Origin of the sequence: Synechococcus sp. PROS-U-1, from assembly GCF_014279755.1 — a bacterium.
Taxonomy (GTDB): domain Bacteria; phylum Cyanobacteriota; class Cyanobacteriia; order PCC-6307; family Cyanobiaceae; genus Parasynechococcus.
The window spans coordinates 2,017,542-2,036,293 of the sequence record NZ_CP047951.1 but is presented as its reverse complement, the minus strand read 5'-3'; the positions used below and the strand labels follow the sequence as shown (position 1 = coordinate 2,036,293).

Below are 18,752 nucleotides of genomic sequence, written 5' to 3'. Positions count from 1 at the left end.
TCCTGCAGGACCGGATTTTCCGGAGCCCTGTACGCATTCACTAAGTCATGGCTTCCTACAAGGTCACCCTGGTCTCCGAGAGCGAAGGTCTGAACAAGACCATCGAAGTGCCCGACGATCAGTACATCCTCGACGCTGCTGAAGAGCAGGGCATCGACCTCCCCTACTCCTGCCGTGCTGGCGCTTGCTCCACCTGCGCCGGCAAGATCACCGCTGGCACCGTTGACCAGTCCGACCAGAGCTTCCTGGACGATGACCAGATCGAAGCTGGTTTCGTTCTGACCTGCGTCGCCTACCCCACCTCCGACTGCACCATCAAGACCCACGCCGAAGAAGAGCTCTATTGAGCCTCTGTCCTTCAACTGGACGTGTTGTCAGCCACCCCTGCGGGGGTGGTTTTTTTTGGTCTGGTCGTCTTCCATGCGTGTCCCTTGTCTGCACCTGCCGTGAGCCGCCCCGAAGTCGATGATCTTCTGGAGCCCGGCAGTGTCCACACCAGCCCCGGCGGCCAATACAGCTTCCGTGTCATCGGGCCCTGTTGCCGGCTGTTTGATCGCGAAGAGCTGCCCTGGCCCTGCTGTCGTCTGGCGTGGCGGAGCAAGGAGCCGAGCTGGCGGCGGATCGGACGGAGGTTTGTGCCTGATCTGGCGGCCCGGCGTTGCCCCTCCTATGCGGTGGAGCTGCTTCAGCCGGGAGGACGGCCCACGCCCACGGTGCTGACTCTGTTCTCGGTGCGCTTCAGCCGGGATCTGCAGGAGTGGTGGTACAGCCGCCATCCCAACTCCATGGACCCTGACCGTGTAAGCCCCCAACAAAAAACCCCGACGACCTGAGGCCGCCGGGGACAAACAATGTTTCGATCGTTCTTGATCGGACGCCGCCGATCAGAAGTAGATCTTGCCGCCACCCCAGGCAGTGCCTTGGACTTTGGGTGACACCAGGATGTAGCCGGCCATCAGGCGCAGGTCCTCATCATCGAGGTCACGCATCGCGGGGTAGAGCTCAGCGTCGCGCATGCTGGGGTGCAAGTCGGCAATGCTGTATTCGCCGTCGTAGGAGGTCGGGTCCTTCATGTAGTCGACCAGGGCCTCGACGTTGTCGCGGGCTGGTGTGGCTAGGGCCAGGGTTTCAGGATCCAAGCCCACGTTGTGATTGGTCTTGGTGATGCCGCCGGCATGGCAGGTGCCGCAGCTGGTGTTGAACACCTTCCGGCCAGCATCGATTTCACGATCGCTGAAGGTCACCTCTGTGCCTGAAGGGTCCGCTGGAACCGTCAGGGTCTCGGCGTCCCACTGGGCCGCCTGAGCCGGAGAGATGACGGCAAGACCGATCAGCACCGGAATGAGGACCAAAAGGCCCTTCAGGGACCGTCGCAAGGAAGAGAACACAGAGGCCATGAAGGTTGGGGGGGTGTGACGCAATCACCGCACCAAGCTCTTGTATCACGGGGAAGTGACCCTCTGAGGCCGGATCACAAACTGTTGCAGCGTGGTTTGACGTCAATACTGAGCAAGTCCTTGGCTAGCAGGGTGTTGGGAAAGATCGCCTTGGCTTCGTCCAGCAGGTCTTGGGGGGTCACCGGATTGCCCGGTGCATAGCGGGGGCTGAGGTGGGTCAGCGCCAACTGCCCCACACCTGCTTCAGCGGCCGTCTGGGCGGCCATGGTGCTGGTGGAGTGCTGTTTCTGGAAGGCCATCTCCGCCTCCCCATGGGCAAAGGTGGATTCGTGGATCAGCAGGTCCGCGCCGCGGGCGAGCTCCACAGCGGCCTCACAAAACACGGTGTCTGTGCAATAAACGACGCTCACGCCCGGTCGTTCCTCACCGCAGAGGCTGGTGCCGTCGATGCTGCGACCGTCTTCCAGCGTCACCGTTTCGCCCCGCTTCAACCGGGCGTAGATCGGGCCTGGCGGGATGTTGAGCTCCCGTGCTTTTTGGATGTCGAACCGACCGGCGAGGGGCTTCTGCTCAATGCGATAGGCATAGGCCGGCACGCGGTGGGTGAGCGGGGTGCAGCGCACGGTGAAGTCGCTGTCCTCGAACAGCAGCGAGCCCTGTTCTGCCGCTGTTTTGACCCGATGCAGCTTCAGGGGATAGCCGATCCGGGTGGAGCTGGTTCGCAGCACCCCGTTGAGGTAACTCTCGAGCGGGTCTGGGCCGTACAGATCAACCCCCGCGGGGCTGCTGCCGGCGAGTCCGAGGCTTGCCAGGAGCCCCGGAAGGCCGAAGACATGGTCGCCATGCATGTGGGTGATGAACACCCTGCGCAGCTGTGACAGGCGCAGATCACTGCGCAGAAATTGATGCTGCGTGCCTTCTCCGCAGTCAAACAGCCACATCTCCGAACGCTGCGGCAAGCGCAGGGCCACCGCTGAGACGTTGCGGGCCCGGGTGGGCACGCCAGAACTCGTACCGAGAAAAGTGACCTGCAAGGCCGGTGCGCCTCAGGGCTCATGCTGCCATCTGGCTGAACTTGGGATCAGACGGCACACTGGGACGCCTTTTGATCTTCAGCGTGCGCCGCGCCTCCGTTGTCGTCGGGCTGGTGCTCGTCGCTGTGATTGCTCCAGCACCCGTGGCGCTGGCCCGCGGCCGGGAGCCACAGATGCGCGTCCTGCTTCTGGAAAACACCCAGCTCAGCCTGCGCTCGGATGGTGCACAGCCGATGCGAGTGCAGGGCCTCCCTGGCGGCGAGCGACGGCCCCAGCGGCTGCGGCTCAGCCTCCAGGGATCGCGCCTGAACGCCAGTGTTGACGGCCATTCGATGGCGTTGGCGCCCAGCACGCTCTTGACGGTTCAGAACGATGACCCACGGGGCATCTGGCTGGGATCCCGTCGGTATCGCGGTGTATTGCGCATCAGCGGGCGGGGCGGTCGCCTGCGGGTGGTGAACAGCCTTGGCATCGAGACCTATCTCGCCAGTGTTGTGGGCAGTGAAATGCCCCACCGCTGGCCTCTGGCCGCTCTGCAGGCCCAGGCGGTGGCGGCCCGCACCTATGCCCTCAAACAACGCAGCCGCGGTGGGGCCTGGGATGTGAAAGCCACCGTCGCAAGTCAGGTGTACCGCGGTGTGGAGTCGGAAACCCCCAGCACCCGCCAGGCGGTGGTCAGCACCCGTTCCCTGGTGCTCGTTCATGGCGGTCGCCTGATCGATGCTGTGTTCCACAGCAGTTCCGGCGGGCTGACCGAGGCGAGCGGGATGGTCTGGCGCCGGCAGCATCCCTACCTGGTCAGCGTTCCTGACCACGACCAGCACAGCCCGGTGCATCGCTGGGAGCAATGGTTTGATCCAGCGGGTCTGCGCCAGCGCCTGCCGGAGACCGGTGGACTTCAGGCCGTTGAGGTGATCAGCCGGTCCGGCAGCGGTCGTGTGCGGCAAGCCCGGTTGCGCGGTCCGCGTGGATCGCTGGTGCTCAGTGGGGGCGAGCTGCGCAAACGTTTGGGTCTCAAAAGCACCCTGGTGAGCTTCGAGATGGTCACGGGCGGGCAAAGGCCGCCCGTGGAACTTCCGGTGCGAGGGGTGATAACAACCGTTAAGCGTGGATCCCGCATCGATCGGATCACGGCGTCGGTGGCCCGCCAGGGGCAAGGCCGGCTGCCGTTGTTGGTGGCACCTCCTCCGTCCCTGGTCAGCAAGACTGCGACGCGTCGTTGGTCCAGCCAGGGCCTTCAGCTGCTGGTCAAGGGCCAGGGCTACGGCCATGGCGTCGGCATGAGCCAGTGGGGGGCCCATGGTCTGGCGGAGCAGGGGGCCGGCTTCCGCTCGATCCTTCAGCACTACTACCGCGGTGCTGAGGTTGTTCCCTATCAACCGCACTACGACCCATCGCTGGCGCTGAAGCCCCCGACGAAGCCACTCTGGAGAGGAGCTCAGGTTTTGCCCTTTGGCACGGTTTCCCTGTCATCTGCAGCGCCACTCCAGTGACAAGGATCTCTGCGCTGTGCTGGCAGCGCATTTGGAACACCATCTGCGCAGTTGGCAGGGACCTCACCCCCTGAAGCCGTTGGGCCTGGCCACGGGACGCACGATGGAGCCGCTCTACCGGACCCTGGTGGAACGACTGCTGTCGTGGTCTTCGGATGAGCTGGAGGCGCTGCGTGCCCGGTGGTGCAGTTTCAATCTGGACGAATATCTCGGGCTGTCTGCGGAGGATCCCAGGGGGTACAGGGCCTACATGACTCACCACCTCGCGGCACCGCTGGGGTTGCCCCCCTCAGCGGTGCACCTCCCCGACAGCACCGCTGCTGACGGACAGGCAGCCGCACGCCACTACGGCGAGCAGCTCTCGCGCTGCGGTGGCATCGGGCTGCAGCTCTTGGGATTGGGCAGCAATGGTCATGTTGGCTTTAACGAGCCGCCCTGCCCCCCCGACCAGCACTGCCATGAAGTGGTGCTGACGCCCGCAACGCGGCATCAGAACGCTGTGCTGTTCGATGGTTGCCTGGAGGCTGTGCCCCAGCGCGCCATCACCCTCGGCCTGCAAGAGATCCTTGAGGCTGCCGAGATTCATCTGGTGGTCACCGGCGCCGCCAAGGCAGGAATCCTCAAACGCTTGCTGGCCCTGACGAAACCGGACCCCTCGCTGCCCGCCAGTTGGCTGTTAAACCACCCCAATGTCTGGCTGTGGTGCGATGCAGCGGCTCTTGCCTGAATTGTGGCTTTAGCTTGAACAGCCGAGATCTTTGGCGATGAGCATTGACCCCGTGGAACGGCGTCTTGAGCAGAGTTTTGAGCAGGAACGCTGGACGCGATTCATCCAGGACTGTCAGGACCTCGAACAGTTGCGAGAGACGGCCTTAGCGCTGGTGCAGCAGCTAGCCCAGCAGAAGGCGGCTAGTGCCTGGATGGCCACCCGGGCCTCTGAATCTGAAAATACCAAGTTGGAGATGCTGGCGAAGATGATTCGTCAGCAACCCGATGCCAAAGAGGAGGAGGCGACAGGCGCCCCCTGAGGGGAACCCCGCCGCCAGCAGTCTTCCGGTGCTCAGTGTTCGCGCTGCCAGCGGGTCAGCAGAGCTGGCGAGAACTTGTGGCCGTGTTTGGCACCAACCTTGACCACGCAGGAGTTGTCCTTGCCGCAGCGCTGCACCTCGTCGCGCAGGGAGTCGTTGCTCTGAACCCGCGACATGAACGTCTCCAGCTGTTTCATGGACATGGCGATCCTCCAGAAGGGATCCCTTCGGCTTAGCTCTGGGGTTGGACGGGGCTCAGGGACACAAGCTTTGGTGCGGATTTGCTGACGGAAATCTTCAAGGAGGCGTCAGTCGATCCTCAGCTTTACGTCAAAATCAAGAGATCACGTTGGCCTTGATGCTGCACTCCAGCTAGCGATATTTCCGCCTTTCCAGGATAATCTTATTCACTTAGCCAAGCTGGTTGTGATAAATCCAAAGCTCTTCAGTTGACGTGTTGCCGTTGAAACGGCGAGTTTTGCTACGCGACGGCTTGTGCGAGATGTTGGGTGGATATCGTCAACAAACTTTGGCTTCATTGTCTGCTTCCAAAGCGAGCTGCTATCGATTAATGCGACCGATGGATCATTGTTGAAGTGTGTCGAAAGCTTTCGATTGATTTTTGTCGAGATGTTGTCGAGCAACTTCGTTGCGTCAGAAGAATTCTCGCTCTTCATTGATTTAATCCATGTTTTAAGCCTGGGCGTTTTGCTCACGGGGAGTGCTCCGTACACAACCACCTCATCGACAAGACCAGTAATCTGATCCACGGCTTTGACGATATTGCCAGCAACGGTTTGGCTGATAGAGCGTCCGTACTTGCGGTTGTCGACTTTGGACCGCGTTAAAAGGATGTTCCTGAATTGGTCGTTGTTCACCGTGGCCTCTAGAAGATCATTCCCGCCAGCTGATAGCAATACATCAACGTCTGATTGTTTGCGATAAAAAGATGAACGCTCTCGCATCTTTTTGACTTGGTTTGAGAGGCCAATATCAATACTCATTCCAAGAAATGATTGGGCGGGACCCTTCCCCGATAGGGCTCCGCCATGCGCATAGTTGTGGATGTCTGCTGGACGGGCTGGCTCGGCAGATAAAATATTGAAGTTCTGAGTGTTTTTAACATCGCCACCCATCCATCGGATGGTGTGTTCACTCAAGACTAATCCATCAGAAGCCTTCACATTATTTCCCTTGACATAGATGGAATCGGAAAACGGCTCTTGGCCGATAAGACCAAGTAGTCCAGAGATATTTCCAGCATCCATAAGGCTATCGCCAAGAACAACCAGAGTCGAAGTCATGCGGATTATTGAATTTATTTTGATAGTGCTAAGACACTACATCAGCTTAATGATGTCTGTAATAGTCAAAAGTTGCATCTTGGAAAAGACAGGCTTCCTTGTCAATTACCCATCAGCCCTTTTGCTGGTGCTTAGGGGGTGCAAGAGTGCTAGGTAGTTTTAAGAGGCTGCTTTGCGAAAATGCTCGGCGGCTTTTGAGAAGTTTGCATCTGCATTGCATCTGCCTTTGGGGATTTGATTGAATTCGATACGCTCTCCGTTCGGGCCAGACATGAAAAAACAGTTCCAACCACCCAAAGGACCATCTGGGCCGAGCTGATGTACATCTCCTTTATTCAGCGAAACACAAGGCATGCTTGCGGTTGCATCACAGAGCTTGTCAAAAAATTCTTTGGTGTTGATGTCAGCGGCTAGGTTGAAGGAGATGTGTTTGCCAGCAACACCTTGCTCATTTGCATCTACACTGACATTGGCATTGTGAGTTAATCCTGATCCTTTGTTGTAGTAACGGAGTAACTCGACGGCGGAATTGCCAAAGGAAATAAAACAAACATCCAATGCATCTCCAGCACCAAGCTGCGGCGCTGTCTTCACGTCAGCATTCAAAATAGTGGTCCATTCTTCCCCATCGATGCCAGTTATTTCGGCAATGAAGACACCGCCAAGGATATTGATGTAAAATTCTTTTGAAAGTTGCATGTCGTCAACATTGACGCCAACGTGCTGAATTGCTTCTTCGGCAAGAAAGTTACGCAAGGACATGATGGGATCGGCGCTAAAGCAAGCGGACGTAAAGCTTCAAATATCTTGTTGGTCTTTGGCCGGCAATGATGTGTTATTTACTACGAAAAGTCTGCGACAGTTCTCTGTAGTTTTTAATACAAAAGTCTTTTGTTCGCTTGGCCTGCATTTGGTTTTTGCTGAAATGCATGAGCATGTTGGAGCCCATCAGCACAGCTCAGTGCGTATGGCATGGACAGGGGCTTGGGTCGTGACAGTGGGCCAGGGTTTTGTTGCGATATGAATCCATCTCCATTCGCTCCAATCCAAATGTTCTTCCGCTGCATGCCCTTGTCTTGTTCATGTCGTTGCCCCAACCAGTGTTCATGCGCAATCCGGCCACCCGATCGAGATCGTGGTGTTGCCCGCAATGTCATCGAATCCCTCAGTGCTGAAGGCTGACCCCTGATCGCTTGCCAGCAATGGCTCAGCTTTGATGATCACCCGATTGTTCTGGTAACGCATCGACTTCATCGCAAGAGTCATGTCAAGAGTCTTGGGGCTCTCGCTAGCGCCCTCTGATCGGGACATGGGCTTGATCGAAAGACGTGGCTTGCACTCGATTAAGCCATCGGAAATTTGTTTGGCGATTGTGCCAATTTTTTCAGCTCCTGTTAGAACGCCATCGTTGGATTTTTCTGTTTGAAGATCTGATTGATCATCCACTGTCCAACGAATAAGAGCGTCGCCTCTTTTGGTTGTTCTGGCATGAATATGGTCGGTGTAAAAGTCAAAGTCGGAAGATATTTTGTTGGTGCTTGGTGTTCTTTGCTTGGGGCGTAGAGCAGAGGTTGATCGGCTGCTTGCATCCTCGGGTAGTGACTTGTAGACGCGCTCAACAAATTGGCGTCCGGAAATGAGGTGACCCTTGCCCCAGCGGTGATCATATTTTTGGGTTAGGTCAAGATCTTTAACAGCTTCGACGTCCAATCCTTCATTTTTGTATTTCTCTACCTCAGAGCGTACGTTTCGCAGCATTCTCCGATACTGCTTTAAATCATTCTTGTTGGCCAAGTTTCCATGGCCTGGAATAACAGTTGTATCTGCATTAATTCGCTTGATCATGATCGATGCAGAGCGAATGAGGCCGTTGATCGTGCCGTCTGTTTTCAGGTCAATCAGAGGGTAATCATCGCTCATGAATGTGTCGCCGGTGTGAAGAATGTTGAGCCCTGGTATCCACACCGCTATATCCCCAGATGTGTGGCCTGGGGGAAGGCCAATTAAATCAATTTTCTGGTTGCCCGCATGCAGCTCAATTTGCTTGCCAAAAGTGACAACGGGAAGCCCGGGCCTTTTTGGAATTTCATAGCGAATCATGTGTTCGCGAGCATTCCGATGTGACACCACGATTGCGCCACGGCGCGCCATTTGTTCATTGCCCCCGGTGTGATCAGGATGCGCATGCGTATTGATTAAGAAGAACGATTTATTCTTCTTTCTTGCAAGCTTTTTGTTGATTAATGTATAGTTTCGAGAGCAGCCGCTATCAATGACAATGAACTTTCCCCCGCGCTGGAGAAGGGTTACGTTGCCTGCATGGAAGCGTTCGGCGTTGTAAAGGCTAAGCTTCCACTTGCCAAGCCCAGGGTGTTTGATCCTCTCTTGAGGGTTCCATCGGAAAGGCGTTTGATCTTCTGCGCCTGTAGGAGGTTGTGCTCCGCATCCAACATGAAGAGCATCTGAATCGGAGTGCCTTTTGTCGTTATTGTGCTGATGATTGTCGGACATTCATGCAGCTGATTTAGTAATTAGCTTAGTGTCGATTATTTGATGCCGATTGTGCTTTTGAATACCAAAAACAATAATTTGATGTTGTTTGTCGTCGAGTTTGGCGCGCTCCATTTGCCATGTCGAATGTGTTCGGAGCTCATTTTCGATTTTTGCTAACGGAGGAGTTTTGAACTCTTCTTCTTCGGCGTGATTTTTCGTTTTCATGCACTCCCTGGGGTGATTCAGTTTTGAGGTTTCTCCACCGGCTCCTCAATCTCGCAGGAGTCGTGATTCGATAGTCCGGCTCCTGCCTCGCTACACGCGTTGTTCAGGGTGATCGACCATCTTTCGATGTTGGTGTCGGTTGTGTGTCCTCTTGGGTTCACGTCTCGCCATCAATGTCCAGCTCGTCGGGGAGATCGAGGTTGGCGCTGACGCTGCGCACATCATCGAGTGCATCGAGGGCATCCAGCAGCTTCAGGCAGCTGCGGGCCGTGTCGGGGGCACTGATATCGACGCTGGTCTGTGCAGACCACTGGTGTCCCCACTCCCGCACATCCCAGTTAGCGCTGCGCAAGCCGTCCTGAAGGCTCTCTAAAGCTTCGAACGGTCCGTGCACCAGGACAGCCTCGTCCAAGAGCTCATAGCCATCGGCATCCAGCTCGAGGAGGCTTTCCAGCAGCCGTTCCTCGTCTGCGAGCCCCGCATTGAGGATCACCTCGCTGCGATGTTCAAACAGATAGGCCACGCAGCCGTGTTCCCCCAGGTTGCCCCCGTTCTTGCTGAAGGCCAGGCGCAGGTCCGCTGCGGTGCGGTTGCGGTTGTCGGTGAGTGCTTCCACCAGCACCGCCATGCCTCCGGGGCCATAGCCCTCGTAGCGCACCTCCTCCAGCTGAGCCCCCTCGCCCCCCTGGCCAGACCCCTTGGCGATGGCGCGTTCGATGTTGGAGGCAGGAACCCCCGCGGCGCGGGCTTTGCTGATGGCCGTGCGCAACTGGAAATTCCCGGCGGGATCGGCTCCGGCACGGGCCGCCACCATGATCTCGCGCCCCAGGCGGGTGAACACCGCACCCCGTTTGGCGTCCACGACGGCCTTGGTGCGTTTGATCTGGGACCATTTGCTGTGGCCAGCCATCGCGTCAGGGCAGAGCGGAATGCGGTCGGAGGGTACTGACCGACTGAGTGACTTCAGCCTGCTGCATCGAACACCACCTTGGGGCGCAACAGACCCTCCTTCTCCCGGTGGCCGATCCCGGCCATGCTTCCATTTGCGTTGCACACCACCACAGCCTCCCCAGCACCCGGCTCCATCGTGATCCGCCGGCCGCAGCGCCAATCGTTCTGTTCCGCTTCGCTGAGATCCCGCCGGGGCAAGCCTCCCAGGGCCAGCAGTGGAGACAGGGGATCTGGCGGCAGGGCATCTCGCTCCGGAAGGGGATGCGCTTGGTGCGCATGGAAGCCGAGGGCCTGGGTGCGCCGCAGCGAGGCCAGACAGCCTCCACACCCAATGCTGGCCCCAAGATCCCGGGCGATTGAGCGGATGTAGGTGCCGGCGGAGCAGTGCACCTCGATGCTCAGTTGCCCTTGGGCGGGATCCCAGTGCAACAGCTTCAGCCGGTGCACCGTGACGGCCCTCGGCGGGAGATCCATGGCTTCACCGCGCCGGGCCCTGGCATGGGCCCGTTCGCCATCCACATGGACGGCGGAGACCTGCGGCGGACGCTGCTCAATCGCGCCGCGGAATGGCTCCAGGGCGCTGTTGAGTTCGGCTTCGCTTAAGGACGGCCAGGCTTGCTGGGCCAGCAGGTCTCCCTCCAGGTCGTCGCTGTTGGTGCGCGTCCCCAGTTGGATGACGCCCGTGTACGTCTTGTCCCCAGGGAGGTAGGGAAGCAGTCGGGTGGCCGGCCCCAGAGCGATGGGCAGAACCCCTGTGACGGCAGGGTCGAGGGTGCCGCCATGGCCCACGCGCTTGAGGCCGTAGCTGCGGCGTAGTCGGCTGACGCAGGCGTGGGAGGTGAGGCCTGCGGGCTTGTCGATCACCACGAAGCCGAAGGGGCCGTTCACCGGGGCTGGAGCGGGATGGTCTGACTGTTGCATTCCGCCGGCTGCGTAGGTTGGCCGCGCCCTGATGCTCATCCATGCCCCAGCTCCGCAGCAGCACGGATGTGGACGTCTCCGCTTTTCTGGCGGATGGTCTAGGCATCAAGCAACATCTCAGCCGTTATCTTGAGCTGACGCCGGAGCTGCTGGAGAAGCGTCTGCCCAGCAGCACTGACGACCTCGCGGACCTGCATCCCGGCGCTTTCCGGCCAGAGGACGCCACCGCCTTCTACGAGGACACGGTGGGTACGGGCCACCTGCTGGAGCTGGCGGCCTGGCATCTCTCCAGTGCGGACTACATCGCGGACACATTGCGACTGCAGGGCATGGCCGTGCAGGGTCAGGTGTTGGATTTCGGTGGTGGGATCGGCACCCATGCCCTGTCGGCGGCGGCGCTGGATGCGGTGGACCACGTCTGGTTTGTCGATCTCAACCCCCACAACCAGGCCTTTGTGCAGCAAAGGGCCGAAAGCTTGGGCCTGGCGGACAAGCTTTCGGTGCATCGGGACCTCTGCAGCACGGGTGACGTGCGTTTTGATGCGGTGGTCTGCCTTGATGTGCTGGAACACCTGCCGGATCCCTCGGCGCAGTTGCTGGAGTTTTACCAGCGCATGGTTCCAGGTGGCATTGCCCTTCTGAACTGGTATTTCTTCAAGGGCCACCAGGGGGAGTACCCCTTCCATTTCGATGACCCGGCCCTCGTGGATGAATTTTTCCGCACCCTGCAGGCCCAGTTCCTGGAGGTGTTTCATCCCTTGCTGATCACGGCCCGGCTGTACCGCCGTCCCTGAGCGCAGGCGCTCAATAAAAAACCCCAGCACCGCGGAGGGCTGGGGCTGAAGATTTGGGGATCGAATCAGGCGATCACACCGCTGCGGTGATGTTGATGCGCTTGCGATTGCGCAGGCCGCGGCGGATGGATTCGAACTTCACCACTCCATCGGTGAGGGCGAACAGAGTGTCGTCTTTGCCTTTGCCGACATTGACGCCGGGGAGAACGGAGGTGCCGCGCTGGCGGATCAAGATGGACCCAGCTGTGACGGTTTCGCCGCCGTAGGCCTTCACACCAAGGCGTTTGGCGTTCGAGTCGCGGCCGTTACGTGTTGAACCTGTGCCTTTTTTATGTGCCATGAGGAGGGATGGTGGTGAGGGCGGTTGATGAAGCGGGTGGGAGAGGTCAGCTGATGGCCTTGCCGCCCACGGAGATGGACTCAACCATCACCCGGGTGAGTTCCTGCCGATGACCATTCTTGCGCCGGGTTTTCTTTTTGGGGCGCATTTTGTACACAATTACCTTGGGTCCGCGGCGATGGGCCATCACCTTGAGGGACACGGTGGCGTCTTTGACGTAGGGCTGGCCCAGGGTGGTGCCCTGGCCGTCCTTCACCAGGAGAACGTTCTCCAGCTTGATCGTGTCGTCCACCTCGGCCTGCAGCCGATCGATGTCGTAATAACGGTTGGGCTGCAACCAGATCTGGGTGCCAGACGCCTCAACGATGGCGTAAGTCCCGCTCTGCTCCGCGGCTGGTTTGGTGTCGGCCATAGGGTGAAAAGACGCGTTCAGGCTCGGCGTACCGATTTAGGCCTGACCCGCAATCGAAAGACAAACAAAGATCTTCGTCTCTCACGCGCCCCCTCGTCAAGATTCAGGTACCTCGATGCTTCGGATGCCCGGATGGCCAGGCCGGCCCTCACTGTTGCTCTCGTCCTGAGCAGCCCCGCTTTGGTGGAGTCCTGCCGCCAGTGGCTGCCGCCCAACCGTTACGAGTCTGTTGTCTTAACAGTTGACGCCGGTGAGGCTCTGGAGACTGTTCTCGGCCCCAGGCAGGAGGACTTCGATGCCGTGGTGCTTGAACAGACCCTTTTGAACGTGGAGGTCAAGGAGCAGCTGCAGGCGGCAGGATTGCTTTTCCCTGCCGTCATCGTTGGCGAGGTGAAGGGGCAAGTGGACTACCACCCCGAGGAGTTGCATCTGCCCGACGACCAGCTTGCCCAGCTGGGATACAACGTGGACGCGGCGATTTCCCGCTTTCTGCGCCAGGGCCGCGCCGATGGACGCCAGGAGGACAACAGCTCCTCATCCCGCGCCGTCAGCAACCTCTCCCAACGCCTGCAGGAACGGCTTGGCTACCTGGGGGTCTTCTACAAACGGGATCCATCCCGCTTCCTGGGAAGCCTGCCCCCCGAGGAACGCCGTGATCTGCTGCTGTCGCTCCAACGCACCTACCGGGATCTGCTGGTGAGTTACTTCAGCGATCCTGCCGCAGCGAATCAGGCGCTGGAAAGCTTCGTCAACACGGCTTTCTTCAGCGATCTACCCATCACCCGAACCGTTGAGATCCACGTGAATCTGATCGATGAATTTTGGAAACAGCTGAGTTTGGAGGGCCACAAACATGACTTTCTTCAGGATTACCGCCTTGCTCTTCTCGACGTGATGGCGCATCTGTGTGAGATGTACCGGCGTTCCATTCCGCCGGACCTTCCTTTATCGGGCACGGCCTCCAGCCGTGTACGTCGCCCGATGAATCAGCTCAATGCCTCGGAGGAGTCGTCATGAGTCCCCGCAAGACCTACATCCTCAAGCTCTACGTGGCGGGCAACACGCCCAATTCGATGCGGGCGCTGAAAACCCTGCGCAACATTCTTGAAACCGAATTCCGTGGTGTTTATGCCCTCAAGGTGATTGATGTGCTCAAAAATCCGCAACTGGCGGAGGAGGACAAAATCCTGGCAACACCGACGTTGTCCAAGATTCTTCCCCCGCCGGTGCGGCGCATCATCGGCGATCTCTCCGATCGGGAGCGGGTTCTGATCGGCCTGGATCTTCTTTACGACGAGCTTTCCGATACGGCGCTCAACTCGAGTTTGATCGACGCTGTCGATGGGGAGACCGACACGACGATCACGTCGGATCCTTAAGCGACATGGTGCTCTCCAGCACGGTTCACGTCCTGCTCACTACGGTCAAGTCATAGGTCTTTGCTATGCAGTTCCCTCCGACCAGCAGTCAGCCTCAGATGCAGGTGCAAAAGCTCCCGACGGGGATCGAGGGCTTTGATGATGTGTGCCAGGGCGGCCTGCCGATCGGCCGCAGCACATTGATCAGCGGGACGTCAGGTACCGGTAAGACGGTGTTCTCTCTGCATTTCCTCCACAACGGCATTAAGGACTTCGACGAACCCGGCATCTTCGTCACCTTCGAGGAATCGCCCCTCGACATCCTGCGCAACGCCGCCAGTTTCGGTTGGAACCTGCAGGAGATGGTCGAGCAGGACAAGCTGTTCATTCTCGATGCCTCACCGGATCCTGATGGTCAGGACGTGGCCGGAAGTTTTGATCTCTCCGGTTTGATTGAGCGGATCAACTACGCCATCCGCAAATACAAAGCCAAGCGCGTCGCCATTGATTCGATCACGGCTGTGTTCCAGCAGTACGACGCTGTGTTCGTGGTGCGCCGTGAGATCTTTCGGTTGATCGCTCGGCTCAAGGAAATCGGCGTCACCACGGTGATGACCACCGAGCGCATTGACGAGTACGGCCCAATCGCTCGCTATGGCGTTGAGGAATTTGTCTCTGACAACGTGGTGATCCTGCGCAACGTGCTCGAGGGAGAGCGGCGTCGGCGAACCGTTGAGATTCTCAAGCTGCGGGGCACCACCCACATGAAGGGCGAGTTCCCCTTCACCATGGGAACCCACGGCATCAGCATCTTTCCGCTTGGGGCCATGCGCCTCACCCAGCGGTCGTCCAACGTTCGGGTCAGCTCCGGTGTGCCCCGTCTGGACGACATGTGTGGCGGTGGTTTCTTCAAGGACTCGATCATCCTGGCCACGGGTGCCACCGGCACGGGCAAGACAATGCTCGTCTCCAAATTCATCGAAGACGCCTGCCGCAACAAAGAACGCGCCATCCTCTTTGCCTATGAGGAGTCGCGCGCTCAGCTGCTGCGCAACGGCACCAGCTGGGGCATCGATTTTGAGCAGATGGAGCAGGACGGTCTGCTCAAGATCATCTGCGCCTACCCCGAGTCGACCGGTCTCGAAGATCACCTGCAGATCATTAAGACGGAGATCAGCCAGTTCAAGCCGTCGCGGATGGCGATCGACTCCCTCTCAGCCTTGGCGCGTGGTGTGAGCCACAACGCCTTCCGTCAGTTTGTGATCGGAGTGACTGGCTACGCCAAGCAGGAGGAGATCGCCGGCTTCTTCACGAACACCTCTGAGGAGTTCATGGGCAGCCATTCGATCACTGATTCCCACATTTCCACCATCACCGACACGATCCTGCTGCTGCAGTACGTGGAGATCCGCGGTGAGATGGCACGTGCCTTGAACGTGTTCAAGATGCGCGGCTCCTGGCATGACAAGGGCATCCGTGAATTCGTGATCACGGGCAATGGTCCGCAGATCAAGGATTCCTTCTCCAACTTCGAGCGGATTATTTCCGGTGTGCCCCATCGGGTCACCACAGACGAGCGCAGTGAGTTGTCGCGCATTGCCCGGGGCGTCTCCAGCGAGGATTGACTTAAAGCTCGATCGCCTCGGTGATGGCAGTGCGACTGCGGCGCTCTGCCTGCAGTTGCAGCTCATCTTTATCGGCTTCCGCCAAGGGCAGGTCAAACCAGAAGGTTGTTCCAACCTCGGGCTCACTGACCATCTGCACCTGAGCACCATGTTTCTCGAGGATGCCCCGCACGATCGAGAGACCCAGTCCAGTGCCGACTTCGGTGTGAACGGCATTTTCAACCCGGAAGAAGCGATCGAAGATGCGTTCCTGATCGGAGTTGCTGATCCCGCATCCCGTGTCGGCGATCTCCACCCTCAGCTTGGGCAGCGGTGAGGTGAGAGCGCATGTGGGGCCGTCACTGTTGGTGATTGCCGTCCCCTGCACTGAACAGGTGTCGGGCCAGGGGTAGGCCCGCAGCGCCAGGGGGCCACCGGGGCGGCTGAACTTGAGGGCATTGCCCAATAGGTTGTCGAGAACCTGCAGCAGAAGGTCCCAGTTGCCCAGCACTTCTGGCAAGTCTTCCGGAACATCCAGCACCAGCTCCACCTGACGATCCTCTGCATTCAGCCGATAGGTGCGCAGGGTCTGCTCCATCGCCGGGCGCAGGCTGATCGGTTCGAACTGCAGCGACCGACCTGACTCCAGCCGGGAGAGATCCAGCACATCATTGACAAGCCGTGTGAGCCGATCGGTCTCATCGTTGGCAACACCGAGAAACTCCTTATGTTCTTCAGGGCTGAGCTGGTCGCCGAGGTCGTGCAGGGTTTCGACGTAGCTTTTGATGTTGAACAGCGGGGTGCGCAGTTCATGGGAGACGTTGCTGATGAAACGGCTCTGGGCCGCATTCAGCTCCACCTCTCGCGTGAGGTCTTGGATGGTGACGGCAATGCCTTTGAGGCTTTCTCCGCTGGCATCACGTACCGCCTGCAGAACGATGCGCAGGGTGCGGGCCGGTTCCCCCACGCTGCAGCGCAGGTCTTCACTGTCTGAAGCTCCTCCGAGCAGGGCATCGAGGGGGCTGTGCAATTCGATCGCCAGGAGTTCGGGCAGTTCTCCCACCAACTCCTGGCCTTCCAGGCTGCGCCCTTCCCAGCGGAACAGGCGCCGCGCAGTGGGATTGGCCAGCACAATCCGCCCGTCGGCATCCAGCAGCATCGCGCCATCGGCCATGGTGGCGATCAACGACTGTTGCTTCACCTGAGCGGCTGTGAGCTCTTCGATGTTGGCTTCGTCATAGGCCTCGAGCTGGGAGGCCATGGCGTTGAAGCCGGTCAGCAATTCCCCCAGTTCCCCGCCCACTGGCAGGTCAACCCGGGCTCCGAAGTTTCCTGAGGCGACGGAGCGCACTCCCCGCAGCAGTTCCTTCACCGGGCGGGTGATGGTGAGGGCGTTGAACACCGCTCCCAGGATCACCAGCACCCAGATCGAAATGAACACAGCCACGGTGACTTCACGGGTGAGGGCCGCACTGGCGAGGGCCGTCTCATTGGGGTTCACCCCGAGGCCGAGAACGCCGTAGTACTGGCCTCCCCGAATCAGGGGAACAAAGACATCAGTGACAGCCCCCTGGGGGGTCAGGTGTTGCCGCACCAAGGGGTTCTGGGGGCGTCGACGCAGCTCGTCAGGCAGTTCCAGCCGTCGGTTGAGGCGCAGTTCCCCATCGCCACTGCTGGGGGTGGCGCTGATGGGGATCCCCAGATAAACGACGCCTTCGGGATCAGCGAAGAAGATGTAGCGAACGCTCCGACTGGAGCGCCAGAACTTCTCGGCGACGTTGGCGAGCTCACGGTCCTGCCCCTGGGCCACCAATTCGGTGACGTTGCCGGCCAGCAGCAAGCCCAGGTCCCGGGCGTAGCGCGTGTCGCTCATCACAGCATCGCGCTGAATCCCGTTCAGCGCGAAGAAGGTGATGCCAGTCATCATCAGGCTCACCACCAGGGTGGCAATCGCCAGCAGCTTGGTCTGGAGGGTGAATTCCGCCCACCAGGCGTTGATGCGGTCCCACAGGTTCTGGTCATCCCCCGGGGGTTTGCCATTGGGGGGGAGAGCCCAATCAGCGATTGCTGCTCCGCTGCTGCTGCTCATCCGCCCGAGCGCACTTGATAGCCGATATCTCGACGGTAAGTGATTCCGGCGTAATCCAGCTGGTTGAGACCGTTGTAGGCCCCAGCAAACGCTGCATCGAAGTCATCGCCCTGAGCTACCACGGCGAGGACTCGGCCCCCCGCCGTGAGCAGTGCCCCGGAGCTGTCGCGGCGGGTGCCGGCGTGGAACAGCTGATGGTCGGGGCTGGGGGAGAGATCGATGCGGATCGCATCACCTTTGCGTGGAGCCTCCGGGTAGCCCTCTGCTGCAGCCACAACACAAGCACTGCAACGCTCCGCGATACTTAGCTGCGGGGCTAGATCGAGGCGGCCCAGGGCACAGGCCTGAAGCACAGCGGCGATCTCAGGGCCGAGCAGGGGCATCAACGTTTGGCATTCGGGATCGCCGAAGCGACAGTTGAATTCGATCACCTGGGGGCCATCGGCCGTCAGCATCAGGCCGGCATAAATCACTCCTCGATAGTCGATACCGCGTTGGCGCAGGGCCTTCAGGGTGGGCTCGAGCACGATGCGGCGCACTGTGTCGAGGCCATCGGCATCCAGAAGCGGAGCGGGGGCATAGGCACCCATGCCGCCGGTGTTGGGGCCGCGATCACCTTCGTTGAGACGCTTGTGGTCCTGCGCCGGTGGCAGCAGCACCATCCGCTCTCCATCGCACAGGGCGAACACCGACACTTCAGGGCCTTCCATGCGCTCCTCCAGCACCAGCTGGGAGCCGGCAGCACCGAAGCGCCCCTCGAAGGCCTCGCGGATGGCGGCTTCCGACTCCTCCACCGTCTCCGCCACGGTGACGCCCTTGCCGGCGGCCAACCCATCGGCTTTGACCACCAGGGGGCGTTGCACCTCACGCAACACCGCCATTGCCTCCGCCTCACTGGCCACCGCCCAGTGGCCTGCCGTGGGGACGCCGGCCTCTTGCATCAGTTGCTTGGCCCAGGCTTTGCTGGCTTCCAGTTGGGCGCCTTCTGCTCCAGGGCCGAACACGGCGATGCCTGCATCGCGCAGGGCATCGGCAACACCAGCGGCCAGCGGAGCTTCCGGACCCACCACCACCAGGTCGACTGCGTTTTGTTGGCAAAGCGCGATCAATGCAGCGCTATCGGTTTCGGCCACGGCCAGAGCGTTCCCTTCAATGCCCCCGTTGCCGGGGGTGATCCAGACGGTGTCCAGGCCGGGGCAACGGCCCAGGGCCCAGGCCAGGGCCTGTTCCCTGCCGCCGCCGCCGACGATGAGAGCACGTTGAAGCGCGGGCAGAGCGCTGGGACGGGTGGACGAGATGGCCATGGTTG

General features: G+C 59.6%; 22 protein-coding genes. 9 read left to right on the top strand and 13 right to left on the bottom strand.

Translation table 11 applies throughout. The features are described 5' to 3' along the window. Positions 1-47: 47 nt before the first annotated feature. Both SynPROSU1_RS11100 and SynPROSU1_RS11095 read left to right on the top strand, forming a co-directional pair. On the top strand, positions 48-347 hold the full coding sequence (locus SynPROSU1_RS11100) for a ferredoxin (RefSeq protein ID WP_006043345.1): 300 nt from the start codon (positions 48-50) through the stop codon (positions 345-347). Positions 348-446: 99 nt separating this feature from the next. After that, positions 447-833, top strand: a complete 387-nt coding sequence (locus SynPROSU1_RS11095) for a hypothetical protein (protein ID WP_186570555.1) — start codon at positions 447-449, stop codon at positions 831-833. A gap of 51 nt (positions 834-884) precedes the next feature. On the opposite strand, the gene psbV is transcribed toward SynPROSU1_RS11095, so the two are convergent. Together psbV and SynPROSU1_RS11085 are read right to left on the bottom strand one after the other, a co-directional pair. Then, a complete protein-coding gene (gene psbV / locus SynPROSU1_RS11090) occupies positions 885-1,397 on the bottom strand; it encodes a photosystem II cytochrome c-550 (protein ID WP_186570554.1) in 513 nt (170 codons plus the stop codon). Between the two features lie 74 nt (positions 1,398-1,471). After that, positions 1,472-2,431: a ribonuclease Z gene (locus SynPROSU1_RS11085; protein WP_186570553.1), complete on the bottom strand. Its 960-nt coding sequence runs from the start codon at positions 2,429-2,431 to the stop codon at positions 1,472-1,474. Positions 2,432-2,436: 5 nt separating this feature from the next. Between SynPROSU1_RS11085 and SynPROSU1_RS11080 the strand changes: the two genes are divergently transcribed. From SynPROSU1_RS11080 to SynPROSU1_RS11070, 3 genes are read left to right on the top strand one after another with little or no spacing between them, the layout of a single operon-like run. Further along, positions 2,437-3,924, top strand: coding sequence for a SpoIID/LytB domain-containing protein (locus SynPROSU1_RS11080; RefSeq protein ID WP_186570552.1), 1,488 nt, complete (start codon positions 2,437-2,439; stop codon positions 3,922-3,924). Further along, positions 3,884-4,651: a glucosamine-6-phosphate deaminase gene (locus tag SynPROSU1_RS11075; RefSeq protein WP_186570551.1), complete on the top strand. Its 768-nt coding sequence runs from the start codon at positions 3,884-3,886 to the stop codon at positions 4,649-4,651. The genes SynPROSU1_RS11080 and SynPROSU1_RS11075 overlap by 41 nt, the downstream gene beginning before the upstream one ends. 37 nt (positions 4,652-4,688) lie before the next feature. After that, entirely contained in the window at positions 4,689-4,952 is a 264-nt protein-coding gene (locus SynPROSU1_RS11070) for a hypothetical protein (protein ID WP_186570550.1), read from the top strand. Between the two features lie 32 nt (positions 4,953-4,984). Here the strand turns inward: SynPROSU1_RS11070 and SynPROSU1_RS11065 are convergent, their stop codons facing one another. The 7 genes from SynPROSU1_RS11065 to truB all read right to left on the bottom strand — a co-directional run bounded on the left by SynPROSU1_RS11065 (position 4,985) and on the right by truB (position 10,846). Then, entirely contained in the window at positions 4,985-5,155 is a 171-nt protein-coding gene (locus SynPROSU1_RS11065) for a Nif11 family protein (protein ID WP_115022356.1), read from the bottom strand. 204 nt (positions 5,156-5,359) lie between these two features. After that, entirely contained in the window at positions 5,360-6,256 is an 897-nt protein-coding gene (locus SynPROSU1_RS11060; protein WP_186570549.1) for an SGNH/GDSL hydrolase family protein, read from the bottom strand. 159 nt (positions 6,257-6,415) lie between these two features. Further along, complete coding sequence (locus tag SynPROSU1_RS11055; protein ID WP_186570548.1) at positions 6,416-7,018, bottom strand: VOC family protein; 603 nt, start codon at positions 7,016-7,018, stop codon at positions 6,416-6,418. A 342-nt stretch (positions 7,019-7,360) separates the two neighbouring features. Continuing rightward, on the bottom strand, positions 7,361-8,767 hold the full coding sequence (locus SynPROSU1_RS11050) for an MBL fold metallo-hydrolase (protein WP_186570547.1): 1,407 nt from the start codon (positions 8,765-8,767) through the stop codon (positions 7,361-7,363). After that, a complete protein-coding gene (locus SynPROSU1_RS11045; RefSeq protein WP_186570546.1) occupies positions 8,768-8,974 on the bottom strand; it encodes a hypothetical protein in 207 nt (68 codons plus the stop codon). Between the two features lie 157 nt (positions 8,975-9,131). Beyond that, positions 9,132-9,884 carry a YebC/PmpR family DNA-binding transcriptional regulator gene (locus SynPROSU1_RS11040; protein WP_186570545.1) on the bottom strand — a complete coding sequence of 251 codons (753 nt, stop codon included), beginning with the start codon at positions 9,882-9,884 and terminating at the stop codon, positions 9,132-9,134. A gap of 53 nt (positions 9,885-9,937) precedes the next feature. Continuing rightward, positions 9,938-10,846: a tRNA pseudouridine(55) synthase TruB gene (gene truB / locus SynPROSU1_RS11035; protein ID WP_186572367.1), complete on the bottom strand. Its 909-nt coding sequence runs from the start codon at positions 10,844-10,846 to the stop codon at positions 9,938-9,940. A 41-nt stretch (positions 10,847-10,887) separates the two neighbouring features. Between truB and SynPROSU1_RS11030 the strand changes: the two genes are divergently transcribed. Then, positions 10,888-11,640 carry a bifunctional 2-polyprenyl-6-hydroxyphenol methylase/3-demethylubiquinol 3-O-methyltransferase UbiG gene (locus SynPROSU1_RS11030; protein WP_186570544.1) on the top strand — a complete coding sequence of 251 codons (753 nt, stop codon included), beginning with the start codon at positions 10,888-10,890 and terminating at the stop codon, positions 11,638-11,640. A gap of 73 nt (positions 11,641-11,713) precedes the next feature. Here the strand turns inward: SynPROSU1_RS11030 and rpmA are convergent, their stop codons facing one another. Both rpmA and rplU read right to left on the bottom strand, forming a co-directional pair. Continuing rightward, positions 11,714-11,980, bottom strand: coding sequence for a 50S ribosomal protein L27 (gene rpmA / locus SynPROSU1_RS11025; protein ID WP_115022352.1), 267 nt, complete (start codon positions 11,978-11,980; stop codon positions 11,714-11,716). Positions 11,981-12,026: 46 nt separating this feature from the next. Further along, positions 12,027-12,392 carry a 50S ribosomal protein L21 gene (rplU, locus tag SynPROSU1_RS11020; RefSeq protein WP_186570543.1) on the bottom strand — a complete coding sequence of 122 codons (366 nt, stop codon included), beginning with the start codon at positions 12,390-12,392 and terminating at the stop codon, positions 12,027-12,029. Between the two features lie 132 nt (positions 12,393-12,524). On the opposite strand from rplU, the gene SynPROSU1_RS11015 reads away from it, so the two are divergent. The 3 genes from SynPROSU1_RS11015 to kaiC all read left to right on the top strand — a co-directional run bounded on the left by SynPROSU1_RS11015 (position 12,525) and on the right by kaiC (position 15,375). Beyond that, positions 12,525-13,409: a circadian clock protein KaiA gene (locus SynPROSU1_RS11015; protein ID WP_186570542.1), complete on the top strand. Its 885-nt coding sequence runs from the start codon at positions 12,525-12,527 to the stop codon at positions 13,407-13,409. Further along, positions 13,406-13,771, top strand: coding sequence for a circadian clock protein KaiB (gene kaiB, locus SynPROSU1_RS11010; RefSeq protein WP_186570541.1), 366 nt, complete (start codon positions 13,406-13,408; stop codon positions 13,769-13,771). Before SynPROSU1_RS11015 ends, kaiB begins: the two co-directional genes overlap by 4 nt. A 65-nt stretch (positions 13,772-13,836) precedes the next feature. Then, positions 13,837-15,375: a circadian clock protein KaiC gene (gene kaiC / locus SynPROSU1_RS11005; RefSeq protein ID WP_186570540.1), complete on the top strand. Its 1,539-nt coding sequence runs from the start codon at positions 13,837-13,839 to the stop codon at positions 15,373-15,375. A 1-nt stretch (position 15,376) separates the two neighbouring features. Here kaiC and SynPROSU1_RS11000 read toward each other — a convergent pair whose 3' ends face one another. Together SynPROSU1_RS11000 and purD are read right to left on the bottom strand one after the other, a co-directional pair. Then, positions 15,377-17,443, bottom strand: coding sequence for an ATP-binding protein (locus SynPROSU1_RS11000; protein WP_186570539.1), 2,067 nt, complete (start codon positions 17,441-17,443; stop codon positions 15,377-15,379). Continuing rightward, entirely contained in the window at positions 17,440-18,747 is a 1,308-nt protein-coding gene (purD, locus tag SynPROSU1_RS10995) for a phosphoribosylamine--glycine ligase (protein ID WP_186570538.1), read from the bottom strand. Before purD ends, SynPROSU1_RS11000 begins: the two co-directional genes overlap by 4 nt. Between the last annotated feature and the right edge of the window lie 5 nt (positions 18,748-18,752).

Coding starts and splice junctions, on each gene's coding strand:
- SynPROSU1_RS11100 (WP_006043345.1), top strand. CDS start 48: ATGGCTTCCTACAAGGTCACCCTGGTCTCCGAGAGCGAAGGTCTGAAC.
- psbV (WP_186570554.1), bottom strand. CDS start 1,397: ATGGCCTCTGTGTTCTCTTCCTTGCGACGGTCCCTGAAGGGCCTTTTG.
- SynPROSU1_RS11070 (WP_186570550.1), top strand. CDS start 4,689: ATGAGCATTGACCCCGTGGAACGGCGTCTTGAGCAGAGTTTTGAGCAG.
- SynPROSU1_RS11065 (WP_115022356.1), bottom strand. CDS start 5,155: ATGTCCATGAAACAGCTGGAGACGTTCATGTCGCGGGTTCAGAGCAAC.
- SynPROSU1_RS11060 (WP_186570549.1), bottom strand. CDS start 6,256: ATGACTTCGACTCTGGTTGTTCTTGGCGATAGCCTTATGGATGCTGGA.
- SynPROSU1_RS11055 (WP_186570548.1), bottom strand. CDS start 7,018: ATGTCCTTGCGTAACTTTCTTGCCGAAGAAGCAATTCAGCACGTTGGC.
- SynPROSU1_RS11050 (WP_186570547.1), bottom strand. CDS start 8,767: ATGTCCGACAATCATCAGCACAATAACGACAAAAGGCACTCCGATTCA.
- SynPROSU1_RS11045 (WP_186570546.1), bottom strand. CDS start 8,974: ATGAAAACGAAAAATCACGCCGAAGAAGAAGAGTTCAAAACTCCTCCG.
- SynPROSU1_RS11040 (WP_186570545.1), bottom strand. CDS start 9,884: ATGGCTGGCCACAGCAAATGGTCCCAGATCAAACGCACCAAGGCCGTC.
- truB (WP_186572367.1), bottom strand. CDS start 10,846: ATGCAACAGTCAGACCATCCCGCTCCAGCCCCGGTGAACGGCCCCTTC.
- SynPROSU1_RS11030 (WP_186570544.1), top strand. CDS start 10,888: ATGCCCCAGCTCCGCAGCAGCACGGATGTGGACGTCTCCGCTTTTCTG.
- rpmA (WP_115022352.1), bottom strand. CDS start 11,980: ATGGCACATAAAAAAGGCACAGGTTCAACACGTAACGGCCGCGACTCG.
- rplU (WP_186570543.1), bottom strand. CDS start 12,392: ATGGCCGACACCAAACCAGCCGCGGAGCAGAGCGGGACTTACGCCATC.
- SynPROSU1_RS11015 (WP_186570542.1), top strand. CDS start 12,525: ATGGCCAGGCCGGCCCTCACTGTTGCTCTCGTCCTGAGCAGCCCCGCT.
- kaiB (WP_186570541.1), top strand. CDS start 13,406: ATGAGTCCCCGCAAGACCTACATCCTCAAGCTCTACGTGGCGGGCAAC.
- kaiC (WP_186570540.1), top strand. CDS start 13,837: ATGCAGTTCCCTCCGACCAGCAGTCAGCCTCAGATGCAGGTGCAAAAG.
- SynPROSU1_RS11000 (WP_186570539.1), bottom strand. CDS start 17,443: ATGAGCAGCAGCAGCGGAGCAGCAATCGCTGATTGGGCTCTCCCCCCC.
- purD (WP_186570538.1), bottom strand. CDS start 18,747: ATGGCCATCTCGTCCACCCGTCCCAGCGCTCTGCCCGCGCTTCAACGT.